Source organism: Sphingomonas sp. BE138 (assembly GCF_031456125.1).
Lineage (GTDB): Bacteria > Pseudomonadota > Alphaproteobacteria > Sphingomonadales > Sphingomonadaceae > Sphingomonas.
The window spans coordinates 158,405-172,180 of the sequence record NZ_JAVDUC010000003.1 but is presented as its reverse complement, the minus strand read 5'-3'; the positions used below and the strand labels follow the sequence as shown (position 1 = coordinate 172,180).

The following is a 13,776-nucleotide window of genomic DNA, read 5'->3' as shown; positions in this document are numbered from 1 at the left end:
GGCGGTGTAGCGCCGCCGCGCCGGTCACGCCACGCCGATGAAGTCGTCGGCGGCGCGGCGCAGCGTCGTGAAGCGCTCCGCGATCATCTCGAACGCGTCGCCGAGCTCGACGATCTCCCCGGCGACCTTTTGCGTATCGCTACGGATCATGGCGAGCGTGTTCGACATCGCGTCAGCGGTCAGCGCGGTCTCGTCGACGGCGGCGGTGATCGCGGTGACGGTCATCGCCTGGCCGGCCATGGCCTGGTTCACCTGCTCCGCGGCCTGGCGCAGTAGCGCGACGCTGCCGCGGATCGCGACGGAGGTGTCGACGGTGACGCGGGTGGCGGCCTGGATCGCGGCGATCTGGGCGGCGATGTCGTCGGTGGCCCGCGCGGTCTGGTTGGCGAGGCTCTTCACCTCCTGCGCGACGACCGCGAAACCGCGACCGGCATCGCCCGCACGGGCAGCCTCGATCGTGGCATTGAGCGCCAGGAGGTTCGTCTGCCCTGCGATGTCGCGGATCAGCCCCAGGATCGACTCGATCGACGTCGCATGATCGCGCAACGTTCCGGTCGCACTCACCGCGCCCTCCGACTGCTGGGTCACGGCGCCGAGCGTCGCGTTCCACGAATCCATGTCGTTCCTGACGGCGACGATCGCCTGGATCAGCCCGGCGGCGGTCGAGGCCGCGTCGCGCATCGCCAGCGCCGACTGCTCGGCGGCCAGCGCCACCTCGCCGGTCTTGTCGAGCATACCCTGCGCCGACTCGGTCGCGGCATGCGCCTGCTTGCGGACCTGCACCCCGCGTGCGGCAAGGCCGTCGATGCCGGCCGAGATGCTCGTGCGAAAAGCGTCCGCGCGCAGCGCGCGGCGTTCGCGCGCGCGCGTCACGCCGATCTGGCCCAGGCGGCCCGCCATCAGATCCGATTCCAGCAGGGCGATGCGCAGAGCGATGTTGCACAGTCGCGCCAGTCGCGGCGTGTCTTCTCCGACGCTCTCGGCGACGATCGTGATCAGTTCGCCATAGGCGCGCGACAGCGCGGACTGGAGCAGGGTCAGCGGCACCCCCGACACCTGCGCCGCGTCGACCTGCGCGACCACCATCGCATGCCAGCGCTCGCCAAAGGCATCGGTGAACCGCAGGCTGCAATATTCGGCGCTGTCGCGGATCCGCGCCTCGATCTCGGCCGGTTTCAGTTGCCGCAGGACATCGGGAACGCTGGGGAGGGCGAGAAGATGATCCCAGAAGGTCTGTGCTACGCGTCGATAGCCACCGGCGTTCTCGAGAATGGTGGCGATCTCGAGGCACGCGGCTGCCGTCGCGCCGTCCCAATCGAAGTCGCGGACGCGTTCCTCAAGCGGGCGCAGGTCGTGGTGGATCAGGTTCCGCATCGCACCACCCGCCGCGGTCATGCCGCGACGCGGCTGGCGAAACTGCCTGCCCGGGTGTCGAGCTCGCCTAGCCGGCCAGCGAGCGAATCGAAGCCGGAGCCGAGCCGGTCGATCTCGCTGGCGACCGTCTCGGTATCGACCCGGATCGTGCCGATGGTGTGCGACATCGAGTCGGCGGCGAGCGCGGTTTCGTCGACGGCGGCGGTGATCGCGGTCACGGTCTGCGCCTGCGCCTCCATCGCGTGGCGGATGCGGGTGGCGGAGTCCTGCACCTCGGCAACGGTTTGCCGGATCGAAGCGGACGTATCGACGGTGACGCGGGTGGCCGCCTGGATCGCGGCGATCTTGGCGGCGATGTCGTCGGTGGCCCGCGCGGTCTGGTTGGCGAGGCTCTTCACCTCCTGCGCGACGACCGCGAAGCCGCGACCGGCATCGCCGGCGCGCGCCGCCTCGATCGTGGCGTTGAGCGCCAGGAGGTTCGTCTGCCCGGCGATGTCGCGGATCAGCCCCAGGATCGACTCGATCGACTTGGCGTGATCGCTGAGCGCGCTCGACACGCTCACAGCGTCGCCGGCCTGCGACGCGGCGCGGGTGGCGATGTCGGCCGCGACCTCCACCTCGGCGCGCGCATCCTCGATCGCGCGGATCAGGCCGGCGGCGGTGGATGCGGCGTCGCGCATCGCGACCGCGGATTGTTCGGCCGCCGCGGCGACCTCGCTGGTCTTGCCCAGCATGCCGCGTGCCGAGGACGAGGCGAGCGACGCCTGCGTCCGCAGCCCGTGACCCTCGTGCGTCGTCGCCTCCACGGTAGCGGCGATCTCGTTCCGGAAGTCGGCGGCCAGCCGGTCGCGCGCGCCCTGGGCGGTATGCGCGCTGTACACCGCATAGGTCGCCACGGTGATCTCGCCTTCGAGCGCCGACAGACGCATCAGCGTGTCGATCTGCTGCGGCAACCGCGCGTCGCCGGCCGGCAGGTTGGTCATCAGCACGTCGAGCGCGGCGCGGTCGCTGGCACTGATCATCGCCAGCAGCGCCATGGGCGACACGCCCGCGACATAGGCGCTGGCAACCGAGCGCTCGATGGCTTCGATCCAGGCGCGCTCGCGGGTCCGCAGGAACCGGTTCTCGAGGAACGTGATGCCGAGTTCGATCATGCGATCGTTTTCATGCGTCGCATACTCGGCGGCGCTGCCGAAGCAGCGCTTCCAGTGAGCCCAGTATGCCGCGGCGATAGGGCGGGCGTGTGGGCGCAGCGTCTCCCAGGCATCGCGCGCCGCGCGGGTGAGTTCCCCGTCTACATCGAAGACGTCGAAACGCGCATTGAGGTCCAGCGTGGCGGCGACCGAACCGGTCGGCGGCAGATCGTTGGGCAAGACATGCTCCGTGGAGAAGGGGTACGGACGACTGGGTAGCGATCATCCGTTAACAGCCGGTTAGGGAGCGGCGGGCATCGACTTTGCGCCGCCGCCGTTCCGCTGCGCTTGCATCATCAGGCGCGCGGACGCATAGACCCCGCAAACCCGCCCGCACCGGCCCATATCCGAGGAACCCCGCGCTTGGCTTCGAAACCTGCCCGCCCGCGCAGCCCGCATCTGTTCAGCGGGCCCATGCAATTTCACTATCGCTGGTCTCCGGCGATGACCGTGTCGATCGTACACCGCATTACCGGCACCGGGATGGCGACCGTCGGCACGCTGCTGCTGGTGTGGTGGCTGGCGGCGATCGCGGCCGGTCCTGCCGCATACGGCGTGTTCCTCGACGTGTTCACCACCTCGACCGGCGCGTTGAACGTCGTCGGCTGGGTGGTCGGCGTCGCGCTGACCTGGTCGGTGTTCCAGCACATGATGAGCGGCATCCGCCATCTGGTGCTCGATACCGGCGCTGCGTTCGAGCTGAAGCTGAACCGGCGGCTGGCGGTGCTGACCTTTGTCGCATCGGCGGTGCTGACGGTGGCGTTCTGGCTTTTCGTGGGGATGAAGTAATGAGCACCGAGATCGGTCGCGTCCGGGGGCTGGGCAGCGCTGGGCATGGCGCGCAGCATTGGTGGCACCACAAGCTGACCGCGGGCAGCAACTTCCTGCTGCTCGTCTGGCTGCTGGTCTCGATCGCCACGTTGCCGTCGTACGACCATGCGACGGTGCGGCTGTGGCTGCACTCGGCGTGGGTGGCGGTGCCGATGGCGCTGTTCATCGCCTCCGTCTTCTACCATTTCCGGCTCGGCTTGCAGATCGTGATCGAGGATTACGCCCACAAGGAAAGCCGTTTCGTGCTGACCGTGCTGGCGACGGTCTTCACCTTCGCGACCGCCGGTACCGCCATCTTCTCGATCCTCAAGGTCGCTTTCGGAGCCGCCGCCTGATGTTCGCTGACGCCTACAAGATCATCGACCACACCTATGACGCCGTCGTCGTCGGGGCGGGCGGCTCGGGCCTGCGCGCGACGATGGGGATCGCCGAGAGCGGGCTGAAGACGGCTTGCATCACCAAGGTGTTCCCGACGCGCAGCCACACGGTCGCCGCGCAGGGCGGGATCGCCGCATCGCTGGGCAACAACTCGCCCGACCATTGGTCGTGGCACATGTTCGACACCGTCAAGGGTTCCGACTGGCTCGGCGACCAGGACGCGATCGAATATATGGTGCGCGAGGCGCCGGCGGCGGTCTACGAACTGGAGCACGCCGGCGTGCCGTTCAGCCGCAACGACAACGGCACGATCTACCAGCGCCCGTTCGGCGGGCACATGCAGAACATGGGCGAGGGCCCGCCGGTGCAGCGCACCTGCGCCGCCGCCGACCGCACCGGTCACGCCATGCTCCACGCGCTGTACCAGCAGTCGTTGAAGTATGACGCCGACTTCTACGTCGAATATTTCGCGCTCGACCTGATCATGGAGAACGGCGCGTGTCGCGGCGTGATCGCCTTGTGCATGGAAGACGGCTCGATCCACCGCTTCCGCGCGCATGCGGTGGTGCTGGCGACGGGCGGCGGTGGCCGCGTCTACCAGTCGGCGACGTCGGCGCACACGTGCACCGGCGACGGCAACGGCATGGCGCTGCGCGCGGGGCTGGCGCTCCAGGACATGGAGTTCGTGCAGTTCCACCCGACCGGCATCTACGGCGCGGGCGTGCTGATCACCGAGGGCGCGCGCGGCGAGGGCGGGTACCTCACCAACTCCGAGGGCGAGCGCTTCATGGAGCGCTATGCGCCGTCCGCAAAGGACCTGGCGAGCCGCGACGTCGTCGCGCGTTCGATGGCGATGGAGATGCGCGAGGGGCGCGGGGTCGGCAAGGACAAGGACCATATCTTCCTGCACCTCGACCATATCGATCCCAAGGTCCTGCACGAGCGGCTGCCGGGCATCACCGAAACCGGCAAGATCTTCGCGGGCGTCGACCTGACCCGCCAGCCGCTGCCGGTCACCCCGACGGTGCACTACAACATGGGCGGCATCCCGTGTAACTATCACGGCGAGGTCGTCCGCCTGAAGGACGGCGATCCGGACTCGGTGGTGCCGGGTCTGTTCGCAGTCGGCGAGGCGGCGTGCGTGTCGGTGCATGGCGCCAACCGGCTGGGTTCCAATTCGCTGATCGACCTCGTCGTCTTCGGGCGTGCGACGGGGCTGCGGTTGAGGGATACGCTGAAGCCGAATACGCCGCATAACCCGCTGCCCAAAGGCTCGGAAGAGATGGCGCTTGGCCGGCTCGACCATTTCCGCCATGCCAAGGGCGGGACGCCGACCGCGAAGCTGCGCGCCGAGATGCAGCGGACGATGCAGCGCCATTGCGCAGTGTTCCGCGACAGCGCGCTGCTGGGTGAGGGCGTCGGCAAGATCGAGACGATCTATCAGGGGATGAACGACGTCGGGGTCGCCGACCGCTCGCTGATCTGGAACACCGATCTGGTCGAGACGATGGAGCTCGACAATCTGATCGGTCAGGCAGTGGTGACGATGAAGAGCGCCGAGAACCGCAAGGAAAGCCGCGGCGCGCACATGCACGAGGACTTCCCGGAGCGCGACGACGCGAACTGGATGAAGCACACCATCGCGACGTTCGACGGTTGGGGTGGCAAGGGCGGTGCGACGGCGATCGACTATCGTCCGGTGCACGACTACACGTTGACCGACGACGTCGAGTACATCAAGCCGAAGAAGCGCGTATACTGAGCTGGCCAGCGATGCCCGCGCGTGATCGCGCGCGGGCTTGTCTGTCCTTGGTGACGGCACATTGCGGACTGCGCGAGCAGCCGATGTAGTTATCGGTCAGGAGAAGGAGCGTCTCGTCGACGGTGCAGGCTGAATGCGCATCGCGGCGATGTACGACAGCGGCGGAACTCGCGCGGCGCTCGCGGCTTGTGCGCGGCATGACCGAGAACAACAACGCCGCCGCCTATCCGCTGCTCGCGGTACCGCACATCCAGCTCCACGGCACCGTCGACGAGACGATGTACGCCAATTTCAAGGACCAGCTTGCTGCCGCGCCGGGCGACGGGCCGGTGGTGGTGTCGATCACGACCTTGGGTGGCGATCCGGAGATGGCCCGGGCGATGGGCGATTCGATCCGCCTTCTGCGCGAATATACCGGACGCGAGGCGCTGTTCCTCGGCAAGGTCGCGGTCTACTCGGCAGGGGCGACGTTCATGTCAGCCTTCCCGGTCGACAAGCGCTTTCTGACGCGCAACTCGCGGATCATGATCCATGAGCGGTTGATGAATTCGACGATTCAATTGTCCGGACCGCTCAACACGCTCGCGCCCGTACTGAAGGCCAAGCTGAACGAGATCGAGGATTCGATCCGCATCCAGGAAGAAGGCTTCGCCGATCTCGTGCGCGGCAGCAAGGTGTCGCTGGACGAGCTCAAGGACCGCGCGCCCAACAACTGGTACATCGAGGCGACCGAGGCGCGTGACCTGGGGCTGGTGCTCGATATCATCTGACGGTCATGCGAAGGCGGGGGCGCGGCGCAGCTGCTGGTAGGCGGCGATGACCTTGCCGAGCGCGGCCTCGTGGCTGCGATCTCCGCCGTTGCGGTCCGGGTGGTAGCGTCGGACGAGCTCCGAATAGCGTTTGCGCAAGGCGGACCGGTCCGCGTCCGCTGGCAAGCCGAGCGTTTCCAGATTGCGGCGGTCCTCGCTCGTGAGCGGGCGACCATCGGCGCGCGGCGCGGCGCGGGCGTATTTGGCCGCGATCGCGTCGAGCGGGTCGGTGAAGTCCGACCAGCGCGGGCCCTGGTCGCCCATCTGTCCCCGCGAGAAGGCACGTGTTTCCCGCTCCCAGCCCGCCATCGGGCGCTGTGCCTGGTGGATTTCGTCGGCGGTCATGCCGTCGAAGTAATTGTAGCCAGCGTTGAACGCGCGGACATGGTCGAGGCAGAACCAGCGGAAGCGCGGCGGGCCGTCGTGCGCGCCGGCGCCCTCCAGCGGGGGGGCGCGGAACTCGCCGGCTTCGGCGCAGCCGGGATGTTCGCAGGGCCTGTCCGAGTCCGCTACCCGGCCGTGGAAACGTGTATGGGGTCGATCGTTACGGGGCTTCACGCACTCACTCGTCGCTTGACGCACAAAGCGGGCTATATGGGGTCGCATGACTGACATCGCTACCGGCAGCATCGCCGACCAGATCACCCGCCGCCTCACCGAGGCGCTGTCCCCGACGCGGCTGGAGGTCGTCAACGAGAGCGCGCAGCATCGCGGGCATCTCGGCGACGACGGGACGGGCGAGAGCCATTTCCGCGTCGTCGTCGAGAGCGCCGCGTTCGCGGGGTTGAACCGTGTCGCGCGGCAGCGGCTGGTGAACCGGGCGCTGGCCGACCTGCTGGCGGAGCGTATTCATGCGCTGGCGATCCAGGCGAGGGCGCCGGGCGAGTGACGTACGACCGGTGATACCGGCGGCCGTCCGCGGCTGGCGGCGCTGCATGATGCGGTCGCCGACGAGCGGCGGGTGGCGTTCAATACCGACGGCATCTTCCGCCACGATCCGGAGCCGGACGGCGACGGCCGAGCGCCGCCGTCCGCCGGCCGGTCAGTCCTTGAGCGCCGCGGGCACGGTGCCGCCGCTCTTTTCCAGTTCGCGCATCACCGCCTTGTGGAGCCAGATGTTCATTTCCGCCGAGCCGTCCTTCTCGCCGGTATAGCCGAGTTCGGTCGCCAGTTCCTTGCGGTTGGCGAGGCTGGAATCGAGGTCGAGCAGCTTCATCAGATCGACGATCGACGTGCGCCAGTTGAGGTCGGGATTGCCCTTCTTCTGCGCGATGCCGGTCAGCACCGCCTCGACATCGACGGGCGCCTGCGGGGCGGCGGGGGCCGTTGCCGGTGCCGGGGTCGGTGAGGGGGCCGGGGCCGCGGTCGGCGCGGTGCCGGGGGCGGGGGCAGGAGCGGGCGCGGGGTGGGCGGCGGGGGCGTCCTTCTTGCCCGAGAACTGGCCGCCGAGCGGGCCATGGTCGCCGAAGATCGCCTTCTTGATCGCGCCGAAGATGCTCATGTCGCACGAATCCTCTATCGTGGGTGGTGCGCAGGCAACGTCGCCGCGCGTCGAAGGTTCAGGCGCGGCGACGTCGGGCGGGTCCGCGAACCAGCGGATGCCGGGCGTCGCCGCGCGCGGCGCGGGGGCGGGCCCGGAGGAAAGCGACAGGCCGGGCCACAGGCCGGGCGGGGTGCAGGACAGGTCACGCGGCGCGGCGCAAGACAGGTCACGCGGCGCGGCGCGGGGCAGGGCGGCATCATCGGGGGAGATGGCGAGGGAGACCGCGGGGGCGTCGGCGGCGGGGGGCACGAAGCCGAAGAAGCGGTCGCGCGCGGCGGCGAGCCGCGCCAGCGCCGCCGCGTCGAGATGGTCGGGCGGCGGCCCCATCCGCGCCGCCTCCGCCTCGGTCAGCGAGCGTTCGTAGTCGGGCTCGGCCGGCTCGCCCTCCCATTCGCCGTCGAAGCCGTCGGGGGGCGGGAAGGCGGTGCGCCAGTCCTCGACATCCTCGTCCCACCATACCGGCTCGTCGTCCGGCAGCGGCGAATGTTGCGAATGTTGAGACGATGACGGTGCCGGGGGCGGGGATGCGGCGCCGGACGCAGCGTCCGAAGCGGGGGCGCGATCATCGGCGGATGGCGCGGCGAAGGCGACCAGCCCGGCGGCCTCGGCGCGCGCCCACTGCTCGGCGGTCCAGTGCCGGCGCTGCGCGGGATCGAGATCGGCAACCGGCACCTCGCCGGCGGTGGCGTGGCCGGTGCGCGCGAAGCGATCCGCGGCGGCGAGCGCGTGAAGCGGGGCGAGATCGGGCGCGTCGCCGGCGGCCGGCGCGAGCGCGTCGCAGCGCCGCGCGAGGAACAGCCCGGCGCGTGCCGGGCCGGCGTCCTGCGCGACGAGATCGAGATAGGCGTCGAATTCCTGCGCGACGAGCCGTGCGGCGCGCGCATCGCTATCGGGCGCGGCCTCGACCTGGCGATCGAGGCGCGCGAGCAGCCCCATCGCGAGGCGGTTGTCGTGGCGGTGGCGGGTGACGATGGTGCCGTCGGCGCGGGTGTAGGTGTCGGTCTGGCCGTCGAGCGCGCGGACCAGCAGCGTCTCAGCGACGACCTCGCGCGCGACCAGCGAGGCGGCGCGCCAGCCGAGCGCGAACGTTGCGCCCTTGGCGGAGCGGCGGAAGGCGTAGGCGGAGGTGGCGGACAGGCCGACGCGCGCGCAGGCGGCGTCGACGCCGTGGCCCTCGGCGATCGCTTCGAGGAAGGTGCGCTGGTTGGCGGCGGACCAGCCGTCGGTGCGGCGGGAGTGGGTGGCGTCGGTAGCGGGCGGGGCGGGGGGTGGCGTCGTGGCCCGGCGGGCGGGGGCGGTGATGCCTTCCATCGGGGTCATGACGGTCATTTTGGGTGCGCCTCCTGCGGAAAGGGTGCGGGAGGGTGGCTTATGTTGGAGGATGTAGGACAGCCCGCCGCGCCAAGCCGGTAGCGCAGCTACCGGCGCGACAACCTGCGGCGGGCTCGGCCGGCGGCGCTATGAGCGCCGTCCGACGACGCGGCTTTGCCGCGGCGGGCCATTGACCGGACTTGCGAGCTCGGCGTCACACTGTCACTCTCAGGCGATGTCCGGGGGATATAGGCATGAGCGAGCAGCGCTATAATTTACTGGGGACCGACCGCATCACGTCACGGCAGGTAGATGAACTCGTCGGATTGGCTCGCGGCATTGCAGCTGACGGTGCCATCAACCAGAGCGAAGTCGAGTTTCTGCAAAAATGGCTCGCTGCGAACATGGCGATCAGCGATCAACCCATGATACGTCGCCTTTACGACCGCGTGAACCTGATCCTCGCTGACGGCGTGGCCGATGCAGATGAATGTGCGGAGTTGCTGGATACACTCAACAGCTTTTCCAGCCGCGATTTCGAGTTGGGCGAGGTGATGAAGCCATCGACGTTGCCGCTCTGCGACCCGGCTCCGACCTTGTTGTTTCGCGCGCAGCGTTACTGCTTCACAGGCACCTTTGGCTTTGGCGGTCGCCGTGACTGTGAGCAGGCCGTCATCAAGCGAGGCGGCGAGGCCGGCACCCTGACGAAGCGGACCAACGTATTGGTAATCGGCGCTTACGCCACGGAGTCATGGAAGCATTCGGCTTTCGGTACGAAGATCGTGAAAGCCGTCGACTATCGCGAAAGCGGTTCGCCAATCCGCATCGTTTCGGAGGAGCATTGGGCTTCGCATTTGTGAGATCCCGCAAGCGTTCACCACGAAGCGCCAAGACGCTCCAGCGCGTTCAATAGCGCACGTTTGCTGACAGTCCGTCGATCTCCCTCGTTTCGCGGCACCTCTACATCGCCAGCGTCGTGCCGGCGCTTAGCGATGTCCTCTGCGAAGTCAGCAAAGCTGCGCGCCTCAGGATTGTTTAAGGTCGGCGATGCCATGACTACCTGCCGTCTCGTAGCGAATACGCGCGTCAAGGTACTGCACGTCGGCATCGCGGTGAAGTGCGAAGAGCGCGCGCGCCTGTTCGAGCATGTCGGGGGCGCTCCCCGAGGCATATTGGCCCATGCGATCGGCGATGACGTCCTCAACCGCGATGATGGAGACGCGGCCGTCGTCGCCCATGTCAAGCAGCAATAAGCGGTTCGGGTCGGCGGCCCCGTCAAGCAGGGTCGAGGCGACGACTTCGAAGCCGAGCAGCAACTCGGGGTGCAGCCAGCCGTTGGGAACATGCCCTGTACCGGCGGGCTGCACGAAGCCGAGTTGTAGTAGCGCTTCTTCGAACGCCTCCTGACGCGGCGTGACCACGTCGAAGTCGCCGGTTGTGACGGCGCTTTGCGTGTAGAGTTCGACCGCGCCGCCGCCGACCAGCACCGGTCGCGCGAAGCCGCGACGCTCCATCAGTTCGCTGGCGCGGGCGAGCAGGCGGAGCCCGGCCTCGAACGCAGGCCGGTAGCCGCTCATGCCGCCTTGGTTTCCTTCCCCAACAAAGGCGCCAGATACTTCCCCGTAAAGCTGCGCGGCTCCTTCACCACGTCCTCCGGCGTCCCCGCCGCGACGATCTCGCCGCCCTTCACGCCGCCTTCCGGGCCGAGGTCGACGATCCAGTCGGCGGTCTTGATGACGTCGAGATTGTGTTCGATCACCACCACGGTGTTGCCCTGCTCGACGAGCGCGTGGAGGACTTCGAGGAGCTTGCGGACGTCCTCGAAATGCAGCCCGGTGGTCGGTTCGTCGAGGATGTAGAGCGTGTTGCCGGTGGCGCGGCGGCTGAGTTCCTTGGCGAGCTTCACGCGCTGCGCCTCGCCGCCCGACAGCGTCGTCGCCTGTTGCCCGACCTTGACGTAGCCGAGGCCGACCTCGACCAGCATCGCCATCTTGTCGCGGATCGGCGGCACGTTGGCGAAGAACGACGCGGCATCCTCGACGGTCATGTCGAGCACGTCGGCGATGCTGTGGCCCTTGTGCTTCACCTCCAGCGTCTCGCGATTGTAGCGCGCGCCGTGGCAGACGTCGCAGGTGACATAGACGTCGGGGAGGAAGTGCATCTCGATCTTGAGCACGCCGTCGCCCTGGCACGCCTCGCACCGCCCGCCCTTGACGTTGAAGCTGAAGCGGCCGGGCTTGTAGCCGCGCGCCTGCGATTCCGGCAGCCCGGCGAACCAGTCGCGGATCTGCGTGAAGGCGCCGGTGTAGGTGGCGGGGTTGGAGCGCGGGGTGCGGCCGATCGGCGACTGGTCGATGTCGATGACCTTGTCGAGATGCTGGAGCCCGGTGATCTTGTCGTGCTTGCCCGCCAGGATGCGCGCGCCGTTGAGCGTGCGCGCCGCGGCGGCATAGAGCGTGTCGATCGTGAAGCTGGACTTGCCCGAGCCGGACACGCCGGTGATGCAGGTGAAGGTGCCGAGCGGGATCGACGCGGTGACGCCGGTGAGGTTGTTGGCGGTGGCGTTGTGGACGGTCAGCTTCTTGCCGCTGCCCTTGCGGCGCTTGGCCGGGACGGCGACTTGCCGTGTGCCGTTGAGGTAGTCGGCGGTGATCGAGGTCTTCGACTTCAGCAGTTGCTTGACGGTGCCCTGCGCCACGACCTGCCCGCCGTGGACGCCCGCGCCCGGCCCCATGTCGATCACGTAATCGGCCATGCGGATCGCATCCTCGTCATGCTCGACGACGATGACGGTGTTGCCGAGGTCGCGCAGGCGGCGCAGCGTGGCGAGCAGCATGTCGTTGTCGCGCTGGTGCAGGCCGATCGACGGCTCGTCGAGGACGTAGAGGACGCCCGACAGCCCGCTGCCGATCTGCGACGCGAGGCGGATGCGCTGGCTCTCGCCGCCCGACAGCGTGCCGCTGGTGCGGTCGAGGTTGAGATAGTCGAGCCCGACGTTGTTGAGGAAGCCGAGCCGCTCGATGATCTCCTTCAGGATGCGCTCGGCGATGGCGCGCTGCTGGTCGCCGAGGTGGTTGGGCAGGTCGGTGAAGAAGGCGAGCGCGTCGACCACGCTCATGCGGGTCGCGTGGCTGATGTCCTGCTGCGCGATCTTGACCGCCAGCGCCTCGGGCTTGAGGCGCGCGCCCTTGCAGACCTCGCACGGTTGCGACGACTGGTATTTGGACAGCTCCTCGCGCATCCACGCGCTCTCGGTCTGGAGCAGGCGGCGGTTGAGGTTGCCGATGACGCCCTCGAACGGCTTCTTGACGTCGTAGCTCTTCTTGCCGTCGACGAAGGTGAGCGTGACCGCCTTCCCTTCGGTGCCGTAGAGGATCTTGTCGGCGACTTCGGGGTGGAGGTCGCGCCAGGCGGTGTCGAGCGAGAAGCCGAACTCGCGCGCGAGGCTGGCCATCACCTGCATGTAATAGGGCGAGGGCGGGTTGGACTTCGCCCAGGGGACGACCGCGCCCTTCTTGATCGACAGTTCGTGGTTGGGGACGATCAGGTCCTCGTCGAAGACCAGCTTCTCGCCCAGCCCGTCGCAGGCCGGGCAGGCGCCCTGGGGAGCGTTGAAGGAGAAGAGGCGCGGCTCGATCTCGGCGATGGTGAAGCCGCTGACGGGGCAGGCGAACCGCTCGGAAAAGACGATGCGGCCCGGGGGCGCGTGATCGCCGAGCACGACGCTTTCGGGGGTGCGCGGCTCGACCGGATCGGCAGGGTCGATATAGGCGAGGCCGTCGGCGAGCTTCAGCGCGGTCTCGAAACTGTCGGCGAGGCGCGTGGCGGCGTTTTCGTTGACCGCGAGGCGATCGACGACGACCTCGATATCGTGCTTGTACTTCTTGTCGAGCGCGGGGGCCTCGTCGATCTCGTGGATCGTGCCGTCGATGCGGACGCGGGTGAAGCCCGCCTTCTGCCACTCGGCCAGTTCCTTGCGATACTCGCCCTTGCGGCCGCGCACGACGGGGGCGAGCAGGTAGAGCCGCGTGCCCTCCGGCAGCGCCATGACGCGGTCGACCATCTGGCTGACGGTCTGCGCGGCGATCGGCAGGCCGGTGACCGGCGAATAGGGCACGCCGACGCGCGCCCAGAGCAGGCGCATGTAATCGTAGATCTCGGTGACGGTCGCCACCGTCGAGCGCGGGTTGCGGCTGGTGGTCTTCTGCTCGATCGAAATCGCGGGGCTCAGTCCCTCGATATGGTCGACGTCGGGCTTCTGCATCAGTTCCAGGAACTGGCGCGCATAGGCCGACAGCGATTCGACGTAGCGACGTTGCCCCTCGGCATAGATGGTGTCGAAGGCGAGCGACGATTTGCCGGAGCCGGACAAGCCGGTGATGACCGTCAGCGTATCGCGCGGAATGTCGACGCTCACGTCCTTGAGATTGTGCTCGCGCGCGCCGCGGACGGAGATCGTCGTCAATGCCATAGGGGAATCTGTTCCATATCTGTTCGGCTGCGTCCAGCCCGCAAGCCAGCGCGCGATGTGGGGCGGGTGCCGCACTGCGGCAAGACGCGCCATGTGCACGACGG

The 13,776-nt window shown here is 68.3% G+C and carries 12 protein-coding genes; 6 read left to right on the top strand and 6 right to left on the bottom strand.

The annotated features are described in order from the left end of the window. Positions 1-24: 24 nt before the first annotated feature. Positions 25-1,395, bottom strand: a complete 1,371-nt coding sequence (locus J2Y58_RS05845) for a methyl-accepting chemotaxis protein (protein ID WP_310100054.1) — start codon at positions 1,393-1,395, stop codon at positions 25-27. After that, a complete protein-coding gene (locus J2Y58_RS05840; protein WP_310100051.1) occupies positions 1,392-2,747 on the bottom strand; it encodes a methyl-accepting chemotaxis protein in 1,356 nt (451 codons plus the stop codon). Before J2Y58_RS05840 ends, J2Y58_RS05845 begins: the two co-directional genes overlap by 4 nt. Before the next feature lie 183 nt (positions 2,748-2,930). Here J2Y58_RS05840 and sdhC point away from each other — a divergent pair, with 183 nt between their 5' ends. From sdhC to J2Y58_RS05820, 4 genes are all read left to right on the top strand, one after another. Then, positions 2,931-3,356 carry a succinate dehydrogenase, cytochrome b556 subunit gene (gene sdhC / locus J2Y58_RS05835; RefSeq protein WP_310100048.1) on the top strand — a complete coding sequence of 142 codons (426 nt, stop codon included), beginning with the start codon at positions 2,931-2,933 and terminating at the stop codon, positions 3,354-3,356. Beyond that, positions 3,356-3,733 (top strand): succinate dehydrogenase, hydrophobic membrane anchor protein, encoded by a 378-nt coding sequence (sdhD, locus tag J2Y58_RS05830; RefSeq protein ID WP_310100045.1) that lies wholly within the window; start codon positions 3,356-3,358, stop codon positions 3,731-3,733. Before sdhC ends, sdhD begins: the two co-directional genes overlap by 1 nt. Beyond that, entirely contained in the window at positions 3,733-5,538 is a 1,806-nt protein-coding gene (sdhA, locus tag J2Y58_RS05825) for a succinate dehydrogenase flavoprotein subunit (RefSeq protein WP_310100043.1), read from the top strand. Before sdhD ends, sdhA begins: the two co-directional genes overlap by 1 nt. A gap of 197 nt (positions 5,539-5,735) precedes the next feature. Continuing rightward, the gene (locus J2Y58_RS05820) at positions 5,736-6,308 is read left to right on the top strand and encodes an ATP-dependent Clp protease proteolytic subunit (protein WP_310100040.1); all 573 of its coding nucleotides are present in this window, start codon (positions 5,736-5,738) and stop codon (positions 6,306-6,308) included. Positions 6,309-6,311: 3 nt separating this feature from the next. Here J2Y58_RS05820 and J2Y58_RS05815 read toward each other — a convergent pair whose 3' ends face one another. Continuing rightward, positions 6,312-6,953: a J domain-containing protein gene (locus J2Y58_RS05815; RefSeq protein WP_405053072.1), complete on the bottom strand. Its 642-nt coding sequence runs from the start codon at positions 6,951-6,953 to the stop codon at positions 6,312-6,314. On the opposite strand from J2Y58_RS05815, the gene J2Y58_RS05810 reads away from it, so the two are divergent. Continuing rightward, complete coding sequence (locus J2Y58_RS05810; protein WP_310100035.1) at positions 6,952-7,236, top strand: BolA family protein; 285 nt, start codon at positions 6,952-6,954, stop codon at positions 7,234-7,236. The two genes, J2Y58_RS05815 and J2Y58_RS05810, sit on opposite strands and share 2 nt — an antisense overlap. A 153-nt stretch (positions 7,237-7,389) precedes the next feature. Here J2Y58_RS05810 and J2Y58_RS20975 read toward each other — a convergent pair whose 3' ends face one another. After that, positions 7,390-9,219, bottom strand: coding sequence for a DUF3597 family protein (locus J2Y58_RS20975; protein ID WP_405053069.1), 1,830 nt, complete (start codon positions 9,217-9,219; stop codon positions 7,390-7,392). Positions 9,220-9,455: 236 nt separating this feature from the next. Between J2Y58_RS20975 and J2Y58_RS05800 the strand changes: the two genes are divergently transcribed. Continuing rightward, entirely contained in the window at positions 9,456-10,061 is a 606-nt protein-coding gene (locus tag J2Y58_RS05800) for a BRCT domain-containing protein (RefSeq protein ID WP_310100031.1), read from the top strand. Between the two features lie 165 nt (positions 10,062-10,226). Here the strand turns inward: J2Y58_RS05800 and J2Y58_RS05795 are convergent, their stop codons facing one another. After that, positions 10,227-10,778: a hypothetical protein gene (locus tag J2Y58_RS05795; RefSeq protein ID WP_310100028.1), complete on the bottom strand. Its 552-nt coding sequence runs from the start codon at positions 10,776-10,778 to the stop codon at positions 10,227-10,229. Continuing rightward, positions 10,775-13,672 (bottom strand): excinuclease ABC subunit UvrA, encoded by a 2,898-nt coding sequence (uvrA, locus tag J2Y58_RS05790; protein ID WP_310100025.1) that lies wholly within the window; start codon positions 13,670-13,672, stop codon positions 10,775-10,777. Before uvrA ends, J2Y58_RS05795 begins: the two co-directional genes overlap by 4 nt. Positions 13,673-13,776: the final 104 nt, after the last annotated feature.